Annotated in this window: 13 protein-coding genes and 2 pseudogenes; 8 read left to right on the forward strand and 7 right to left on the reverse strand. The window is 69.8% G+C overall.

What is annotated here, in order from left to right; translation table 11 throughout:
* Window positions 1-24: 24 nt before the first annotated feature.
* From ABD378_RS08120 to ABD378_RS08130, 3 genes are all read right to left on the reverse strand, one after another.
* Window positions 25-1,020, reverse strand: coding sequence for an arabinan endo-1,5-alpha-L-arabinosidase (locus ABD378_RS08120; protein ID WP_344519818.1), 996 nt, complete (start codon window positions 1,018-1,020; stop codon window positions 25-27).
* 112 nt (window positions 1,021-1,132) lie between these two features.
* Window positions 1,133-2,512, reverse strand: a complete 1,380-nt coding sequence (locus tag ABD378_RS08125) for a glycoside hydrolase family 6 protein (RefSeq protein WP_344519819.1) — start codon at window positions 2,510-2,512, stop codon at window positions 1,133-1,135.
* Window positions 2,513-2,556: 44 nt separating this feature from the next.
* The gene (locus ABD378_RS08130; RefSeq protein WP_344519820.1) at window positions 2,557-3,705 is read right to left on the reverse strand and encodes a glycoside hydrolase family 5 protein; all 1,149 of its coding nucleotides are present in this window, start codon (window positions 3,703-3,705) and stop codon (window positions 2,557-2,559) included.
* A gap of 432 nt (window positions 3,706-4,137) precedes the next feature.
* On the opposite strand from ABD378_RS08130, the pseudogene ABD378_RS08135 reads away from it, so the two are divergent.
* From ABD378_RS08135 to ABD378_RS08150, 4 genes and pseudogenes are all read left to right on the forward strand, one after another.
* A pseudogene (locus ABD378_RS08135) lies at window positions 4,138-6,042 on the forward strand (glycoside hydrolase family 48 protein); the annotation flags it as partial.
* On the forward strand, window positions 6,039-8,345 hold the full coding sequence (locus ABD378_RS08140) for a sialidase family protein (protein ID WP_386546052.1): 2,307 nt from the start codon (window positions 6,039-6,041) through the stop codon (window positions 8,343-8,345). The pseudogene ABD378_RS08135 and the gene ABD378_RS08140, both read left to right, overlap by 4 nt.
* A gap of 128 nt (window positions 8,346-8,473) precedes the next feature.
* The gene (locus ABD378_RS08145) at window positions 8,474-9,487 is read left to right on the forward strand and encodes a LacI family DNA-binding transcriptional regulator (RefSeq protein WP_344519821.1); all 1,014 of its coding nucleotides are present in this window, start codon (window positions 8,474-8,476) and stop codon (window positions 9,485-9,487) included.
* 137 nt (window positions 9,488-9,624) lie between these two features.
* Window positions 9,625-10,858 (forward strand): annotated as a pseudogene (locus ABD378_RS08150) (alginate lyase family protein).
* Between the two features lie 25 nt (window positions 10,859-10,883).
* Here ABD378_RS08150 and ABD378_RS08155 read toward each other — a convergent pair.
* On the reverse strand, window positions 10,884-12,785 hold the full coding sequence (locus tag ABD378_RS08155; protein WP_344519822.1) for a rhamnogalacturonan lyase: 1,902 nt from the start codon (window positions 12,783-12,785) through the stop codon (window positions 10,884-10,886).
* An 88-nt stretch (window positions 12,786-12,873) separates the two neighbouring features.
* Window positions 12,874-13,512: an MmpS family transport accessory protein gene (locus tag ABD378_RS08160; protein ID WP_344519824.1), complete on the reverse strand. Its 639-nt coding sequence runs from the start codon at window positions 13,510-13,512 to the stop codon at window positions 12,874-12,876.
* A 378-nt stretch (window positions 13,513-13,890) separates the two neighbouring features.
* Between ABD378_RS08160 and ABD378_RS08165 the strand changes: the two genes are divergently transcribed.
* The 3 genes from ABD378_RS08165 (at window position 13,891) to ABD378_RS08175 (ending at window position 16,288) form a co-directional block, all read left to right on the forward strand.
* Window positions 13,891-14,424 carry a SigE family RNA polymerase sigma factor gene (locus ABD378_RS08165; protein WP_344519825.1) on the forward strand — a complete coding sequence of 178 codons (534 nt, stop codon included), beginning with the start codon at window positions 13,891-13,893 and terminating at the stop codon, window positions 14,422-14,424.
* Window positions 14,424-15,305: a hypothetical protein gene (locus ABD378_RS08170; RefSeq protein ID WP_344519826.1), complete on the forward strand. Its 882-nt coding sequence runs from the start codon at window positions 14,424-14,426 to the stop codon at window positions 15,303-15,305. The genes ABD378_RS08165 and ABD378_RS08170 overlap by 1 nt, the downstream gene beginning before the upstream one ends.
* Window positions 15,306-15,445: 140 nt before the next feature.
* The gene (locus ABD378_RS08175; RefSeq protein WP_344519827.1) at window positions 15,446-16,288 is read left to right on the forward strand and encodes a pectate lyase; all 843 of its coding nucleotides are present in this window, start codon (window positions 15,446-15,448) and stop codon (window positions 16,286-16,288) included.
* Window positions 16,289-16,349: 61 nt separating this feature from the next.
* Here the strand turns inward: ABD378_RS08175 and ABD378_RS08180 are convergent, their stop codons facing one another.
* Window positions 16,350-17,027 carry a flavin reductase family protein gene (locus tag ABD378_RS08180; protein ID WP_344519828.1) on the reverse strand — a complete coding sequence of 226 codons (678 nt, stop codon included), beginning with the start codon at window positions 17,025-17,027 and terminating at the stop codon, window positions 16,350-16,352.
* Between the two features lie 67 nt (window positions 17,028-17,094).
* On the opposite strand from ABD378_RS08180, the gene ABD378_RS08185 reads away from it, so the two are divergent.
* Window positions 17,095-17,895, forward strand: a complete 801-nt coding sequence (locus ABD378_RS08185; protein ID WP_344519829.1) for an ArsR/SmtB family transcription factor — start codon at window positions 17,095-17,097, stop codon at window positions 17,893-17,895.
* Here the strand turns inward: ABD378_RS08185 and ABD378_RS08190 are convergent.
* Window positions 17,826-18,515 carry a TetR/AcrR family transcriptional regulator gene (locus ABD378_RS08190; RefSeq protein ID WP_344519830.1) on the reverse strand — a complete coding sequence of 230 codons (690 nt, stop codon included), beginning with the start codon at window positions 18,513-18,515 and terminating at the stop codon, window positions 17,826-17,828. The genes ABD378_RS08185 and ABD378_RS08190 overlap by 70 nt on opposite strands.
* Window positions 18,516-18,607: the final 92 nt, after the last annotated feature.

Below are 18,607 nucleotides of genomic sequence, written 5' to 3' on the forward strand. Positions count from 1 at the left end.
GCTTTCGTTGCGTCCCGCCCGGGATCAGTGGGCGACGGGCCAGCCGGAGCTCCAGTTCAGGAGGTTGACGCCGAGCTTCGGGGTGCCGTTGTCCTGGCCGTCGTAGTAGTGGTAGACGAGCAGGTCGCCGTCGGAGTCCTTCAGGATCGACTGGCCGCCGGGGCCGATGTAGCGGCCGTGGCTCTCCTGGACCGGGGTGCCGCCGTTGTTCATCATGCCGACGCCGTTCTTGTCGACGTACGGCCCGGTGACGGCGGCGGAACGGCCCACCTTGATCTTGTACGTGGAGCTGGTGCCCGCACAGCAGGTGTCGTACGAGGCGAAGAGGTAGTAGTAGCCGTTCCGCTTGACGATGTAGGGCGCTTCGACGGCCTTGGTGCCGGTGGGCCGCGAGGCGAGCGAACGCCGGGCGGTGTCGCCCGCGTACTGCTTGCCCGTCGAGGGGTCGACCCTGATCATCTTGATCCCGGTCCACCAGGAGCCGAAGGACAGCCACCACTTGCCGTCGTCGTCGACGAAGAGGTTCGGGTCGATGGCGTTGTAGTCGCTGGACGTGGTCGAGGTGTATACGGCGCCGTAGTCGGTCCAGGAGCCGGGCTCACCCGTGGTGGAGGCCGCGAGGCCGATGGCCGACTTGTTCGAGCCGAACGACGAGACGGAGTAGTACATCAGGTACTTGCCGCCGTGGTACGAGATATCGGGTGCCCAGACATCACCGGTGGAGTTGTAGTTGTTCCACCAGCTCGGCCGCGTGGGAAAGGCGGAGCCGCTGCGGCCGAAGGCCACCCGGTCGGTGGAGGTGCGCAGTTGCAGGCCGTCGCCGGTCGAGTAGAGCAGGTACTTGCCCGCTGAGGTGCGGGCCAGGGTCGGGTCGTGCACGACGATGTCGCCGGTGACCTGGCCGGGGTTGGGGTAGGCGGTCGCGCTGCTCGGGATGAGGGCGAGCAGGGCGGCGGCGGGCAGAGCGACGAGGGCTCTGCGCCGGAAGGGGGTGGGGGCGCGGTTCGGGGTGCGGCTCACTCCGGGCTCCTTGGATGGTGTACGTGACTCCCCTTGTCCCGAAGGGGAGTTGGACGGGGGCGGTACGACGGGAAGTCGCCGCCCGCCCCCGCGAGGTTGCCGCCCGCGCGCGTTACAGCGCCGGATACGCGTTCTTCAGGAGCTCCTGGAACTGGGCCGAGAACCATTTCCCGGAGATCGGCGCGTCCGGGAGTGCGCCCGAGGGGTTGAAGCCGTTGCGGGGGTTGCCCTCGTACGTCGGGTCACACATGCGGTCGAAGCCCTTGCCCTCGTCGTTCGGGATCTCCTTGCTCGCCCCGTCGGACTCGCCCGGCGGCTTGATCCACACGTAGGCGTCGATGCCGGCCTCCGGGGCGGTCTTCGGCCGTTCGCCGAGGCCCGCGCCCGACTGGTTGCACCAGTTGCCGATGTGGATGCGACGGTCGTAACGGCCGCCGTCGACATAGGTGTTGACGTCCGTCGTGGCGCCGGGACCCGCGGGCCGTGCCGTGCCGCCCCAGCCGTTGCGGGAGGTGTCGATCAGCATGCCGATGTCGGACCGGAAGCCGGTGGAGACGAGCTGGCCCCGGAACGACTGGGCGAAGGAGAGCTCGTCGACGGAGCGGTTCCAGTCGACCCACTTGGACTCGCGGACCGACCGGCCGTTCACGTTGTCGCCGATCTTGAAGTTGTTCTCCTTCAGGGCGCTGTAGTTGGCCGTGTTGGTGATGAAGCCGTGCACGTTGTCGACGCTGCCGCCGTCGGCGGTCGCCGCCTGGTGCATGACCTGCGCGGAGGCGGCGAAGTTGTCGTCCCAGCCGATCCAGCCGTGGTGACCCGCGTCCACGTAGTTGTAGACGTTCGGCACGGCGCCGAGCTCGCGCAGCGCGTAGCCGACGCCCTTCACGTAGTTGCCGTTGGCCTTCATCACGTCGCACTCGGGCGTCGCGGTGGGACGGCTGCCGGTGTTGGTGACCAGGTTGGGCAGCGAGTCGATCTCGACGGTCGTGACGATGCGCAGGTTCGCGTACTTGGTGTCGGCGAGGATCTCCGCGATCGGGTCGATGTAGTCGGTCTTGTACTTGTCGATCTCGGTGGGGCCAAGCTCGCCGTTGGAGGCGAGCGCGGCGCAGTCCCGGCCCGGCAGGTTGTAGATGACCAACTGGATGACGCCCGCGCCCTGTTGGACTGCCTCGTCGAGGTGGTCGCGCAGGCCCATCGAGTCGCCTGCGCCCTCGATCGCGGCGATCCGGTCGAGCCAGACGCCGGTGGGCTGGTCCGCGATGGCATCGCCGCCCGGCTCGGCGGCGGCCTTCGCCGACCACTCGGGGTTCACATAGGGCTTGGCGCCCACGTACGGATTGTCGACGCGGGCGGCGGCTCGGGTGGTGCTGTCTCCGCTGCCTCCGCTGTCGCTCACGGCGAGCGCGGTGCCGCCGGTGGTGGCGAGGAGGGTGGCCAGGGCGGCCACGAGAACGCGGGATCTGCGGTGCCTGGAGGGGGTGCGGCTCATGGTGGGGGTGGTTCCTCTCTGGTGTGGGCGTGTGGGCGTGTGGGTCAGGTGTCGAGCGCGCGCAGGTGGTCGCGGAGCCCGGCGCCGAACGCGGTGGGTGTGCCGTCGTAGGAGCTGATCAGGGCAGGGCCCGACGAGCAGTTCCAGGTGTTCCAGGTCCAGCCGAGATAGGAGGCCTGGTGCGAGTCGAGCCATTCCATGACGGAGTCGATGAAGCCGTGGGAGCAGGTGTTCTCGCCGATCTCGCCCGCCACCAGCGGCACTTCGGCGGCGACGGGCGCGAGCTGGGCGTCCCAGCAGCTCGCGGTGGAGCAGGCGTTGAAGTTGTAGACGTGCCAGGCCGCGGCGAGATTGCCCGCCGGGTCCGTGGGCGCGTGCTCCAGCCAGCCGCTGAGATCGTTCGAGTACGCGATGCCGGCCGCGAGCACGAGATTCTTCGCGCCCGTGTCGCGCACCGCGTCGAGCAGGTCCTGCATGCCCGCGACCTCGTAGTCGATGCCGGGGCAGGTGCCGCCGTCCCGCCAGCAGTCCCAGGCCTGCTCGGTGGTGGGGGTGGCGCGGTCCGGATAGGGCTCGTTGAACAGGTCGAGGACGACGGCCGGATCGTCCTTGAAGGTGCTTGCGACCGAGGTCCAGAACGCGGGCGTGTATTGCGCGTTCGGCATCGGCTTCTGGCAGCTGGCGTGCACGTCCGAGCAGCCCGCCGAGTTGCCGGTGTACCGGCCGTGGGACCAGTGCAGTTCGACGATCGGGGTCATGCCGTGGTCCTGGACGCGCTGTACCAGGTCCTCGATGGCGGATGTGTAGTTGGTGCCCGCGTAGCGCGGGTCGATGTTGTCGGTTCCCAGCCAGCACTCCTCGTTGAGCGGGATGCGTACGGTGTTGGCCTTCCAGTCCGCGATGGCCTGGACGGAGGCGTCGTCGACGGGGCCGTCGAAGATGCCGTAGCCCTGGACGCACGCGAACTCGCCGCCGGAGCGGTTGACTCCGAGCAGCCGGTGCGCGGCGCCTTCGGCGTCGACGAGCCGGTTGCCCTCGGCGTGCAGAACGGGTGGTGGTGCCGCCGCGGCGGGCGCGGCGCCCGCCGTCGACAGGGCGGAGGGCATCGCGAGTCCGGCGGCGATCAGGATGGCGCCCGCAAGCACGGCAAGGGTGCGGAACAGACGCGGGCGACGGCGCGGGGGACGGGGCATGAGCGACTCCTCGGATTGAACCGGAATCGCTCCCACTGGTGCCGTGGAAGCTAGCAGGAAGTCGGCGCCGAGAACAGAAAGGTTGGCGGGTTTCTCAGATTCTCCGGATCGCCGCTGTCGAATTCATTCGACAACTCCCTTTCGTGTGCGGGCTCTTGACATCGGGCCCGTCCGGCTGAATTTTGGGAGCGCTCCCACTGATGCTTCCACTGGTGCTCCACCGGCACTCCCACTGTTTAGCCGGATCCCCGAGCTGAGCACGCCCCCCATCGAGCCGTCAGGAGACATCCCCGCATGTCCGCATTCCCCCCTGCTCCCCGCCCCGGCCCCTCCAGACCGGAAATCAGCCGCCGCAACCTGCTGGCCCTCGGTGCCGGAGCCGCGCTGGCCCCCGTCATCGTGGCCCTCAACCCCGCAGGTCACAGCGTCCAGGCCGCGGCCGCGGCCAGCGAGTACGAACAGCGCTTCCTCGACCTCTACGCGAAGATCACCGATTCCGCGAACGGCTATTTCTCGCCGGACGGTATTCCGTACCACTCCGTCGAAACCCTCATTGTCGAAGCCCCCGACCACGGGCACGAGACGACATCCGAGGCATACAGCTATCTGCTCTGGCTGCAAGCCATGTACGGCAAGGTCAGCGGCGACTGGACACGTTTCAACGCGGCCTGGGAAACCATGGAGAAATTCATGATCCCGACCCATGCCGACCAGCCGACGAACAGTTTCTACAATGCGGCGAAACCAGCCACGTACGCCCCCGAACACGATCAGCCCGCGCAGTACCCCGCCCGGCTCGACCCCGCGATCCAGGCAGGTTCCGACCCGATCGCCGCCGAGCTGAAGAGCGCCTACGGCACCGACGACGTCTACGGCATGCACTGGCTCCAGGACGTCGACAACGTCTATGGCTACGGCGGCGACACCGCGGGGCCCGTCTACATCAACACCTTCCAGCGCGGCCCCCAGGAGTCGGTCTGGGAGACCGTCCCGCACCCCACCCGCGACGAGTTCACCCACGGCGGCCCGAACGGCTACCTCGACCTGTTCACCGGCGACGCCTCGTACGCCAAGCAGTGGAAGTACACCAACGCCCCCGACGCCGACGCCCGCGCCGTACAGGCCGCTTACTGGGCGCACGTCTGGGCCTCGGCCCAGGGCAAGGTGTCCGACGTCGCGGCGACGGTCGCCAAGGCGGCCAAGATGGGCGATTACCTGCGCTACGCCCTGTTCGACAAGTACTTCAAGACCATCGGCGACTGCGCCGACCCGTCCGGCTGCGCGCCGGGCAGCGGCAAGAACAGCTCGCACTACCTCCTGTCCTGGTACTACGCCTGGGGCGGCGCCACCGACACCTCCGCGGGCTGGGCCTGGCGCATCGGATCGAGCCACAGCCACGGCGGCTACCAGAACCCCCTCGCCGCCTTCGCCCTCAGTGCCTACGCCCCGCTCGCCCCCAAGTCGGCCTCGGGCAAGGCGGACTGGACCAAGAGCCTGACCCGGCAGATCGAGTTCTACCGCTGGCTGCAGTCCGCAGAGGGCGCCATCGCGGGCGGCGCCACCAACAGCTGGCAGGGCCGCTACGCCGAGCCCCCGGCCGGCACCCCCACCTTCTACGGCATGGCCTACGACGAGAAGCCCGTCTACCACGACCCTCCGTCCAACCAGTGGTTCGGCTTCCAGGCCTGGTCGATGGAGCGGGTCGCCGAGTACCTCCACGAGACCGACGACCCCGCGGCCAGGACGGTCATGGACAAGTGGGTGGCGTGGGCGCTGTCCGAGACGAAGATCGCCGCAGACGGCACCTACACCTTCCCCTCGACCCTGAAGTGGTCCGGAAAGCCCGACACCTGGACCCCGTCAAATCCCAGAGCCAACACAGGACTTCACGTCTCCGTCGTCGACCGCACCAACGACGTGGGCGTGGCCGCCGCCTACGCCAAGACCCTCACGTACTACGCCGCCGCCACCGGCCACACCGCGGCCGCCACCACGGCCAAGGCGCTCCTGGACGGCATGTGGCAGCACCACCAGGACCCCCTCGGCATCGCCGTGCCCGAGACCCGCGCCGACTACAACCGGTTCGACGACGCGGTGTACGTCCCGAACGGCTGGACCGGCACCATGCCCAACGGCGACACCGTCAACTCCGCGTCCGACTTTACCTCCATCCGCTCCTTCTACCGCGACGACCCCGACTGGCCGAAGGTCGAGGCCTATCTCGCCGGGGGAGCGGCGCCGCAGTTCACGTACCACCGCTTCTGGGCGCAGGCCGACATCGCGCTCGCCATGGGGGCGTACGCGGAGCTGCTCGAACCGGGGTCGGGGTCGCAGTGAGCGCGCGTACGACGCGCGGCGGGAAGCTGCTCGGCGCCCTCTGTCTGATCCCGGGGCTGCTGCTCGTGGCCGCCCCGTCCTCCGGGGCCGACGACGCCAAGGAGAAGGCATCGGCCCCGTACACCTGGAAGAACGTCCGCGTCGACGGCGGCGGCTTCGTCCCCGGAATCGTCTTCAACCGGGCCGAGAAGAACCTCGCGTACGCCCGCACCGACATCGGCGGCGCCTACCGCTGGCAGGAGTCGTCCCAGACCTGGAAGCCGCTGCTCGACTCGGTGGGCTGGGACGACTGGGGCCACACCGGGGTCGTCTCCCTCGCCTCCGACACCGTCGAACCGGACAAGGTGTACGCCGCCGTCGGCACGTACACCAACGACTGGGACCCCGGAAAGGGCGCCGTCATGCGCTCGGCCGACCGGGGCGAGACCTGGAAGAAGGCCGACCTGCCCTTCAAGCTGGGCGGCAACATGCCGGGCCGCGGCATGGGCGAACGCCTCGCCGTCGACCCGCACGACAACCGCGTGCTCTACCTCGGTGCGCCCAGCGGCCACGGCCTGTGGCGCTCCACCGACTCCGGAGCGACCTGGTCGGAGGTGACCGCGTTCCCCAACCCCGGCAACTACCAGCAGGATCCGGGGGACACGACCGGCTACGCCTCCGACAACCAGGGCATCGCCTGGGTCACCTTCGACGAGTCGACGGGCGCGTCCGGCTCACCCACCAAGACCGTCTACGTGGGCGTCGCCGACAAGGAGAACGCCGTCTACCGCTCGACCGACGCGGGCGCCACCTGGTCCCGGCTCGCGGACCAGCCCACCGGACACCTCGCCCACAAGGGCGTGCTCGACGCGGAGAACGGCTATCTCTACCTCGCCTACAGCGACAAGGGCGGCCCGTACGACGGCGGCAAGGGGCAGGTGTGGCGGTACGCGACCCGCACCGGAGAGTGGAAGAACATCAGCCCCGCCACCGACGCCGACACGTACTACGGCTACAGCGGGTTGACCGTCGACCGGCAGCATCCGGGCACCGTCATGGTCACCGGCTACAGCTCCTGGTTCCCGGACACCCAGATCTTCCGCTCCACCGACAGCGAGGGAAGCTGGACCGGCGCCTGGAACTACGCCGCCTATCCCGAGCGCACCAACCGCTACACCATGGACGTCTCTTCCGTGCCGTGGCTGTCGTGGGGCGCGAACCCCGCCCCGCCCGAACAGAGCCCGAAACTGGGCTGGATGACCGAGGCCCTGGAGATCGACCCCTTCGACTCGGACCGCATGATGTACGGCACCGGGGCCACGGTCTACGGCACCAGAAACCTCCAACAGTGGGACAGCGGAGGCAAGTTCACCATCGCCCCGATGGTGAAGGGACTCGAGGAGACGGCCGTCAACGACCTCGTGGCGCCACCCTCCGGGGCGCCGCTGCTCAGCGCGCTCGGCGACATCGGCGGCTTCCGCCACACGGATGTCACCAAGGTGCCGCCCCTGATGTACACCGAGCCCAACTTCACCACCACGACGAGCATCGATTACGCCGAGTCCGACCCGGACACGGTGGTGCGGGTCGGCCAGCTCGACAGCGGGCCGCGCATCGCCTTCTCCCGCGACAACGGCGCCAACTGGTCGGCGGGCAAAGAGCCTTCAGGGGTCTCGGGCGGTGGCACGGTCGCCACGTCCGCTGACGGCAGCGGCTTCGTATGGAGTCCGGACGGCGCGGGCGTGCACACCAGCGGTGACCGGGGCGCGTCCTGGACGGCGTCCACCGGCATCCCGCAGGGCGCGGTCGTCGAGTCCGACCGGAGCGACCCGAAGACGTTCTACGGCTTCAAGTCCGGCACGTTCTACGTCAGTACGGACGGCGGAGCGAGCTTCGCCGCGAAGGCGTCCACCGGTCTTCCGGCGGAAGGTGCGGTGCGCTTCAAGGCCGTGCCCGGCTCCAAGGGCGACATCTGGCTCGCGGGCGGAAAGACCGGCGGGACGTACGGCCTGTGGCACTCGACGGACTCCGGCGCGAGATTCACCCGGGTCCAGGGCGTCGAGGAGGCCGACACCATCGGCTTCGGCAAGGCCGCGCCCGGCTCCGACCATCAGACGCTCTACACCAGTGCGAAGATCGACGGGGTGCGCGGCATCTTCCGCTCCACCGACGCCGGCGAGAGCTGGGTGCGCATCAACGACGACGCCCACCAGTGGGGCTGGACCGGCGCGGCCATCACCGGTGATCCACGGATCTACGGGCGGGTGTACGTGTCCACGAACGGTCGTGGCATCGTTTACGGCGACGGCAACTCCGCTGGCTGACAAGGCCAGTCGAAGCGCTTCGACGCATCTATGGACAGCGCATGGGTGTCCCTCTAGGGTCAAGGTGGCCCCAAGTCGAAGCGCTTCGCCACCGCCTCACGACCTGTCGAACTGTCTGGGAGAGCCGCATGGTCACCCTCGCCGAGGTAGCCCACCACGCCGGAGTCTCGGCCAGCACGGTGAGCTACGTACTCAGCGGCAAGCGGTCCATCTCCGCCTCCACCAAGGACCGCGTGGAACGGTCCATCCGGGAGCTCGGCTACCACCCGAACGCGGGCGCCCGCGCCCTGGCCAGCAGCAGGTCCAACATCATCGCGCTGATGGTGCCGCTGCGCACCGACATGTATGTGCCGGTGATGATGGAGATAGCCATCGCCGTCGCCACCACCGCACGTACCCATGGGTACGACGTGCTGCTCCTGACCGGCGAGGAGGGCCCCGAGGCGGTCCGCCGCATCGAGGGCAGCGCGCTCGCCGACGCCATGATCCTGATGGACGTGGAGCTGCACGACGAGCGGCTTCCGCTGATCCGCGAGACCGACCGGCCCGCCGTCCTCATCGGTCTCCCCGCCGACCCCACGGGCCTGACCTGCGTCGACCTCGACTTCGTGGCGACCGGCGCACAGTGCGTCGAGCACCTCTTCGGGCTCGGCCACCGCGAGATCGCCGTGATCGGCGAGGCGCCCGCCGTGTACGAACGGCACACCGGGTTCGCCGAGCGCACCTTGGACGGCCTGCGCACGCGGGCCGGGGAGCTCGGCGTGCGGGTGTTGCACCGGCCCTGTGAGGGGACGTACGACGCGCTCGCGGCGACCCTGGCCCGGATCTTCGACGAACGCCCCGGCACCACGGGGTTCGTCGTGCAGAACGAGTCGGCCGTGGAACCCCTCCTGAGCCTCCTGCGTCGGCAGGGCCGCGCCATCCCGGAAGACGTCTCCGTCATCGCCATCTGCCCCGACCAGGTCGCCACCCAGGCCTCGGTGCGGCTCACCTCCGTCGCCATCCCCGCACAGGAGATGGGGCGGCAGGCGGTGGAGCGCGTCGTCGCGAAGCTGCGGGGGCAGGACGTCGATGAAGTGGCCCTGCTCGTGCCGGAGTTGACGGTGCGGGCGAGTTCGGGGCCTGGGCCCGCGAAGGGCTGACGAAGGGCTGAAGAAGAGCTGACACAGGGCTGACGAAGGGCGCACGCCGACGGGGAGCCGATTTCTGTTATCGGCGGCCCTCCCGCCCCGTCTCCTGCGTGACCGCACCCCCCCCCGTACGTATCAAGGAGCCCCCCATGGGTCACGACAACAGACATCGGCTCAGCCGTCGCGGCATGCTCAAGATCACCGGTGGCCTCGTCGTCGCGGGCGCGGCCGGCGGNCGCCGCCACGATCGCCCTCACCGACGAGAAGGCGGACGCCGCCCCCGCGGCCTTCGCCCACCCCGGCATGCTGCACAACGCGGGCGACCTCAACCGGGCCAAGGTGAAGGTCGCCGCGGGCGCGGCGCCCTGGACGCCCGGCTGGCAGAAGCTGACGGCCAACGGCCTCTCCGCGGCCACCTGGAAGGCCAGCCCTCGGGATGTGATCATCCGCGGCGGCGCGGGCCAGAACTACCCCACCCTCTACCGTGACATCCACGCCGCGTACCAGAACGCTCTGCGCTGGCGGATAAGCGGCTCGGCCGCGCACGGCGACACCGCGCGCGACATCCTCAACGCCTGGTCAGCCACGCTCACCCAGGTGACGGGCAACGCCGACCGGTTCCTGGCCGCGGGGATCTACGGCTACCAGTTCGCCAACGCCGCCGAACTCATGCGGGGCTACGCCGGGTTCGACCTCGACCGGTTCAAGACGATGCTCCTGAACGTCTTCTACCCCCTCAACGACGACTTCCTGAAGAACCACAACGGCGCCTGCATCACCAACTACTGGGCCAACTGGGACCTGTGCACCATGGCGTCGGTCATGGCGATCGGCATCCTCTGCGACGACAAGGCCAAGTACGACCGGGCGGTCGACTACTTCAAGAACGGCACGGGCAACGGCGCCATCAAGAAGGCCGTCCCCTTCGTGTACGACGGCGAAGGCCTGGCCCAGTGGCAGGAGTCGGGCCGCGATCAGGGCCACACCGTGATGGGCATGGGCCTGATGGGCGCCATCTGCGAGATGGCCTGGAACCAGGGTGACGATCTGTACGGCTACGACGGCAACCGCTTCATGAAGGCCGCCCAGTACGTCGCCAAGTACAACCTGGGCCAGGAGGTGCCGTTCACCAAGTACACCTGGGGGACCGGCACCAACTGCGCCTACCGCGAGCAGACCGTCATCTCCGACGCGGGCCGTGGCCAGGCCCGCCCCGTGTGGGATCTCCTCCACTTCCACTACGCCCGCCGCCGCAGGCTGTCCGTGCCGTACATCACCGCCCTCGCGGAGAAGGTGCGCCCGGAGGGCGGTGGTGGTGACTACGGCCCGAACAGCGGCGGCTTCGACCAACTGGGCTTCGGGACGCTGCTGTACGCGAAGTAGGCGCCTCTCAGGGCCCTTAAGGCTCTCAGGGGGTGGACACCACCGGGCGCGGCGCCTTCGCCATGCCGGAGCCGATGAAGAAGCTCGGGTGCGGGGGCTGGTTGTAGGCGGTGTTCTGCCAGGCGAGCGCCGTGCGGTACTGGATGTCGTGGAGCAGCGTGGTGATCTTCGTCTTGGTCTCGTGCGGGGTGGAGTAGATCCGCAGCGCCTTGTTGTCCGAGGTGCGCCACACGACCTCCTCGCGCCAGTCGCCGAGGATGTCGCCGGAGAGCGCGGGGGTCGCCTTCGTGCCGTTGCCGGACGCGACGGACGCCCCGGTCAGGAGACGGGACTCGCCGCCCGTGCCGTACTTGTCGATCCGGGTGCCGTCGAGCAGTTCGCGGGTGGTGTCCCCGTCCCACCAGTTCACGAAGTTGACGCTGGACGGCTCGCGGCCGACCGAGGCCCCGGACGGCGAGCGCAGGGTGCTGTCGGCCGCGGACCACGACTCTGCGCCCGCCGAACCGGCGTAGATGTCGGCGGACACGCCCCGGCCGTTGTCGGACCCCGAAGCCGTGGTCCACAGGCGCTGTCCCGTGCGGGCGTCGGCCATCCAGGAGCCCGGCTTTGAGCTGTCCTCGGACACCTTGAAGTACTCCAGACCCGTGCGTGAGGGGTCGAGATCGCCGACGTGCCCGGCGTCGCCGTGCCCGAGCTTGGTGGTCCACAGCCCGCTGCCGTTGTCGTCGACGGTCATCGCGCCGTAGACGATCTCGTCCTTGCCGTCGTCGTCGACGTCCGCGACCGAAAGGCTGTGGTTGCCCTGACCGTCGTAGCCCTTGCCGGTGTTCGACGAGGAGTTGGTGTCGAAGGTCCAGCGCCGTGTGAAGGCCCCGTTCCGCCAGTCCCAGGCGGCTATGACCGAGCGCGTGTAGTAGCCGCGCGCCGTGATCAGCGACGGCCTGCTGCCGTCGAGGTAGGCGGTTCCGGCGAGGAAGCGGTCCACGCGGTTGCCGTAGCTGTCGCCCCAGGACGCGACGTTGCCGCGCCCCGGGACGTAGTCGACCGAGTCGAGTGCGGCGCCGGAGCGCCCGTCGAACATGGTCAGGTACTCGGGCCCGGCCAGGACGTAGCCGCCGGAGTTGCGGTGGTCGGCGGACGCGCTGCCGATCACCTTGCCCGCGCCGTCCTTCGTGCCGTCCGCCGTCTTCGTGGCGACCTCGGCCCTGCCGTCGCCGTCGTAGTCGTACACCTGGAACTGCGTGTAGTGCGCGCCCGAGCGGATGTTCCTGCCGAGGTCGATCCGCCACAGGCGGGTGCCGTCCAGCTTGACGCCGTCGATGATCGTGTTGCCGGTGTAGCCGGACTGGGAGTTGTCCTTGGCGTTGGTGGGCTGCCACTTCAGTACGAAGTCCAGGGCGCCGTCCCCGTCGAGGTCGCCCACGGACGCGTCGTTCGCCTCGTACGTGTACGCCACGCCGTCCGGGGTCGTGCCCCCGGCGGGCGGCGTGATCGGCACGTCCTTGTACCCGGCGCGGAACTGCACCGCGTGCACGGAGTCGCCCTGCTCGGTGCCGCCGACCACCGCGCGCACGGTGTAGTCGGCGCTGTTCGGGGCGCCCGCGTGGAAGTAGTTCGTCGAGCCGGTGACGGGCGATGAGTTGACCTTCGTACCCCCTCGGTAGACGTTGAAGGCCACGTCGTCGTCATCGGTGCCGAGCCAGCGCCAGCTGACCAGGTTCCCGGCGTCGGTGTGCACGCTGACCACACCCCGGTCAAGTGCCTCGGCCTGCCGGGTGGTGGCCGCGGACGACGTCGACGACAGGGCGATGAGCCCACCGGCGGCGAGGGCGCCCGCGACGACGGCGGTGATCAGGACCCGACCGCGGGCCCGCCGTCCTCTTCGGCCTCTGCGGCGGTGCGGTTCGGTGTGCGGGTGCTGGGGCATGGGGTGCTCCTGCGGGGAGAGAGACAGTGCCTCGACCCAGTCGCCGCGGGGCACGCGAAAGGTTGCCGCTTGTATGTCCCCGCTTTCCCTACTCCCAGCCGCCCGTGACTCCTCCGTTGAGCTGTGCGGAGCAGATGTTGTAGCCGCCCTCCGCGTGGCCCTTCTTCGTTTCGCCGTTCACGGTCACCGAGCAGTTGATGTTGCCGCCGCCTGTCAGCTGCGCCGACACGTGGTAGTACAGCGCCTCCGTGTCCAGCTTCAGCGTCTTCGTCATCGGCAAGCCCGAGCCCTGGCGGCTGTCGCTGTCGCTGCCGTAGTTGATGTCGGCGCCCGAGGGGGCCGACCCCCAGACCTTGAGCACGACCTTTCCGGCGGGTGCTTCGTCCTCGGCCGGCTTCGCCGGGGCTTTGGGCTTCGGGGTTTTGGTGACGGTCTTGGTCGGCTGGGGCTTCGCCTTCGCCTTGGCGTCTTTGGCTGCCGCCGCGGTCTTCGTCACGGTGACCGTCGGCTGCGGCTTCGCGTCGGCGCTCGTTTCCTTCTGGTCCTTCTGGTCCTTCTGGTCGCTGCCGGCGGAGCCGATGCCGACGCCTACGAGCAGAACGACGACCGCGACCGGGATCGCGACCCGCTTCCGTGCCCATTTCGGCTGACCGGGCGGGGCGGAATGCCCGGGTGGTATCGCTCCAGGGGAAGGCGGTTGGTTCGGCGGTGGCTGGTTGTTCGACATGAGCCCCCCAAGTGTTTCGAGGGGCCTGACCGTATCGGGAAGACCAGGCATTTGGCGGGACTTGTGCGATCAAAGTGACGGAACCGTGACGAAAGGATGAACGTGGAACGGTCCCGTTCAATTCGGGGGTGGGGGCGGGGAAGTGACTTTCCGTCAGATCGAACGTGGCGGAGGCCACCGCCTCATCGTGCGGCCCACGGGTCGGGCGGAGGTGAACCGTGCCAGATGACCCCATACCGCCTGGCTCAGACTTGACTGGAATCCCGGACGTTGTTCGATCTCTCGCACAGACGTTGTTATGCTCGCGCACCGCACTTCGGCGGCACGGGGGCCACCGGCGCGCGTGCGGCGCCGCGCAGACACAGAGAGAGGTCACCCGTGGGGACAGCCGTCGACGACGCAGCCGCCGCGGAGTTCCATGACTTCTTCGAGCGGCACTACGCCGAACTCGCCCGCCTCGCACATATGTTGACCGGCGAGAAGGACGCCGCCGACGATCTGGCGGCCGACGCCCTGGTCGCGCTCTGGCACCGCTGGGACCGGGTGCGCGCCGCCGACCACCCGGCCGCGTACGCCCGTGGTGTCGTCGCCAACATGGCGCGCAGCCGCATCCGCAGTGCCGTCCGCGAGCGCCGCCGCGTGGCGCTGTTCTGGGGGCAGCGAGCGGAGGGCGTCGACGACCCCGACGTACCGGCGGTCGTCGACGTCCAGGAGGCGTTGCGTACGCTGCCGTTCCGTAAGAGAGCCTGTGTGGTCCTGCGGCACGCCTTCGACCTGTCGGAGAAGGACACCGCGCTCACCCTCGGAATATCGGTCGGTACGGTGAAGAGCCAGACGTCCAAGGGAATGGCGGAGCTGCAACGGCTCCTGGGCGACAGGGCCGCGTCGCAACTCGTGGGAGGGAGGCAGTGATGGACGACGTACGCAAAAAGCTGCGCGATGCCGCGGCCGAGCACCGGCCCGACCGGGAACGGATGCTCGCCCGGGTCGAGCGCGGCATGGAGCGCGACGCCGTCGACCCCGGTGCCTCGTCCCGCGGCAGGCTGCTGCCACGGCCCGCCCCCTGGCTTCGGATCGTGGGCGCGACGGCCGCCGTGGCCGGCGTCTTCGCGCTCGGGGGCTACGCCGTCGCCTCCGTCGTCCAGGGCGAGGAACCGCCGCCGAGCACCGTGGGCACACCGCCCGCCCCCGACTCCTCGTCCGAGCCGAGCCCCTCCGCGTCCGCACCGGACGACGAGAACGCCGGGCCGAGTTCACCGGCCGAGCCCACGCACCCGTCGTCGGACAAAGCCACCAAGGGCACGCCGGACAGGGACAAGGGTCAGGACGTGAACCGGCCGCCGAAGAAGTCCGACCCCCCGCGTTCCGCACAGCGTGTGGCGCCGGACGCCAAGAGCGTCGAGGACGGCTACCTCTGGAGCGACGGCTCCATCGACCCGCAGAGCAACGACTTCTGGGCGCAGAGCACCCTCACCTTCAAGACCGGGAAGCCGCTCACCGCGCTCACCGTCGAACTGCGCGTGGCGCAGACCGGGGGCGTCACCGACGCGGGCAACTGGCGCTCCCTGCCCGTCGACGACTTCACCGTCTCCGTGCGCGAACAGGGCGGTGAGCTCGTCTACCGCTGGACGCTGAAGGCGGGCCGGACCGTCCCGGCGGGGGAGCACGTCTTCGCGGGCCAGTACAACCACGCCGAGGGTGGCAGGGACGCGGGCGAGGACACGTACGCGGCGGAGGCGACAGCGTCGGGCCAGAAGGCCGCGGTACGCGGCGACTTCGCCCGCACTTCCTAGACCACGGGGGCGACTGGGGCCACGGGGACCACGGGGGCCACGGGGACCAGGGGAGAAATTCCCCGCAGGGCGGCAACCTTCCGCATCCGGGCGGAGACCAGCAGACGCAAGGTCATCCCCCCAGCGAAAGAACGGTCCCCATGACCACGCAACGAGCCGAACTGCGCAAGAGCCGCAAGCGCCGCCTCACCCGCCGCCGCGCCGTGGGCGCGGCGGGCGGTGCGCTCCTGCTGACCGGTGCCACCCTCGGCGCCAACATGCTGCTCTCCCCGGCGGGAGCGGCGACCGCCGCGGCCGACTGGCCGACCCCCACCGGCGACAAGCCCGTCACCAAGACCATCGAGGTGTCCGGCACCTACGACGGCGGACTCCAGCGCTTCTACGGCAGCGGAGACCTCGGCGGCGACGGCCAGGACGAGGGCCAGGACCCGATCTTCAAGCTGAAGGACGGCGCGGTCCTGAAGAACGTCGTGCTCGGCTCCCCGGCCGCGGACGGCGTGCACTGCTCGGGCAGCTGCACCATCCAGAACGTGTGGTGGGAGGACGTCGGCGAGGACGCGGCCACCTTCAAGGGCACATCGACCGGCTCGACGTACACCGTGACCGGCGGCGGCGCCAAGAAGGCCGACGACAAGGTCCTCCAGTTCAACGGCGCGGGCAAGCTGAACATCACCGGATTCCAGGTCTCGGACTTCGGCAAGCTGGTCCGCTCCTGCGGCAACTGCTCCAAGCAGTACAAGCGCACGATCACCGTCAACGACGTGGACGTGACGGCGCCCGGCAAGTCCCTGGTCGGCATCAACACCAACTACGGCGACACGGCGACCCTGAGTAAGATCCGCATCCACGGCGACGACGACAAGAAGATCGAGCCGTGTGTCCGGTTCACGGGCAACGACTCCGGCGACGAGCCCGAGGAGACGGGCAGTGGCCCCGACGGGACGTACTGCAAGTACAGCGCGTCGGACATCAGTTACCAGTAGGCGCGGGACCGGGGCCACCCGTGACCGGTCGGTCATGGGTGGCCCGCGACCGGCACACGCGTCAGGCCGTCTGCGAGCGGAACCCGTGGCCGAGCTCCGGCCGCGCCAGGCCGAAGTAGTGCCGGAAGTTGTAGATCAGGGGATTCCAGGCGGCGGGGTCGATGTGCTGGGTCCCGGGGACCACGACGGAGGCGGCGGCGTGCACGCGGACGACCTCGCACTCCACGATCCGGAAGCCGGATGCGGGCCCGGCCGCCGTGATGCCGCGCACCACGGCCTCCAGTTGCAGCGGGCACTCGGCCACACGCGGCGGCCCCACGGCCTCGGAGGCCAGGGGATGCAGTCCGGCGGCGGCGAACTTGTCCGCCTCGTGGCGGTAGACCCCGCGCTTGCCCGCCGGTACCGGGTCGGCGCCGGTGAGCGGGGCGAGGCGCTCGACCGCCGCCCAGAGGTCGGCCGATGGCAGGTTGACGACCAGTTCGGGGCGCTCCGCGAGATTGGCGACGGTGCGCCCCTCCGCGCCCAGGCCGAGTACGAGGGTGTGGCCGAGCGCCCAGGCCGAGGAGACGGGCGCGAGATTCGGCGTGCCGTCCGGGTTCTCGGTGGTCAGCAGGGCGACGGGGGTGCCGAAGTAGAGAATGCTCGGGGATATGGAGAGATGGTCGCCGGTGGTGGCGGAGTTGGCCGCGGGGGCCGCGGGGGCGGCCGTGGCGACGTCCTGGGTCGTGGTGCTGTTCATGCCGCAGAACGCTAGGGCGCCGAGACTTCGGTGACCGCCGAAGCGTCGTCCCGTCACAATGACTTCCATGAGCCAGCCCCACCCCACGAGCCCGTCGGCTGACGGCGTCATCGGCCCCGACCTGGCCTCCCTGGCGGGCCTGCTCGCCGACCGCACGCGCGCGTCGATGTGCCTGGCCCTGCTCGACGGGCGCGCCTGGACCGTGACCGAGCTGGCCCGGCATGCCGGGGTCGCGCCCTCGACGGCGACCGGGCACCTGCATCAACTGGTGGCCGGTGGGCTGTTGTCGACGGAGCGGCAGGGGCGGCACCGGTATATGCGCCTCGCGGGATCGTCCACCGCGGAGATGATCGAGAGCCTGGCCTCGCATGCCCCGCTGCGTCCGGTGCCGGTCCGCTCGCTGGCCGACGCACACCGCCGTCGCGCGCTGTCCTACGCCCGGACCTGCTACGACCACCTGGCGGGCAACGTCGCCGTCGCGATCACCGACGCCATGACCGAACGGTCCCTGCTGACCTGGGACTACGGGCCTTCACTGAGCGAGTCGGGCAAGGCATGGCTGCGTGACCTCGGCATCGACGACCACCGCCCCCGTGGCTCCCGCCGCGCCCACGTCCGCACCTGCCTGGACTGGACGGAGCGGCGCCAGCACCTGGCGGGGGCGGTGGGTGCCGCGTTCTTCCAGCACGGCCTCGACGCCGGATGGCTCGTCCGCAAGGGCACGACCCGCGTCATCACCGTGACGGACAAGGGGCACGCGGTGCTCCGGGAACAGCTGGGCATCCCCGACACCCTTGGTCAGGAGGGTGTCGCCGACGCGGCCCGTGCGAGCAGCCCGTCGACGAACGCGAGGAGTCCCTGGGGGTAGATGTCCCGTGCGGCGAGCGCGGCCCATCGGACGCCGATGGCGGCCAGGTGGGGCACCTGGGACGGGTCCAGGTCGTCGCGGTAGGCGAAGGGCTGGCCGGCGGCCTCCCGGCGGGCGGAGTGGGCGCGGACGAGCACCTCGCCGACCGTGTAGTACCAGAGGCTGCGGAAGACGTCGACGCTCTGCTCGGGTGTGCATCCGTGGTCGTCGGCTCCGGCCACGATGGCTTCGACCATCCACATCGCCGATTCGTCGAGGAGGCCGACGAAACCGTCGGCCGACAGGACTTCCGCGGCCCATGGCCAGGCCGCGAGCGCGTTGTGCAGCGCGGTGGTGCCCACGACGATGCGCTCCCGTGGGTCGCCGGGCAGTTGGGGGCGCTCGATCTGGGCGACGTGGTGATTGAGCAGCAGGAGCAGGAGATCGTCCTTGCTCTGGATGTGGTGGTACAGGGTCGTCGCCCCGATGCCGAGCTCCGCGGCGAGACGGCGGATGGTCAGCTTCTCCCAGCCGTCCCGGTCGATCAGCTCGCGGGCCGCCACCAGGATCTGCGCGCGGGAGGTCAGGGGCGGCCGGCCGGTGCGGCCGTGCGATGCGGGCGATGCGGGCGGTGGGGGCATCGTCCCATCATGCCGCGCCGCCCTCTTTCGCCTGGATACGGGTGCGGATTCGGCCTTCGTGTTCACAGCGGCCTGCCTCGATGCTACTTTCG

Source organism: Streptomyces rectiviolaceus, assembly GCF_039533825.1.
In the GTDB taxonomy this organism is placed as follows: domain Bacteria; phylum Actinomycetota; class Actinomycetes; order Streptomycetales; family Streptomycetaceae; genus Streptomyces; species Streptomyces rectiviolaceus.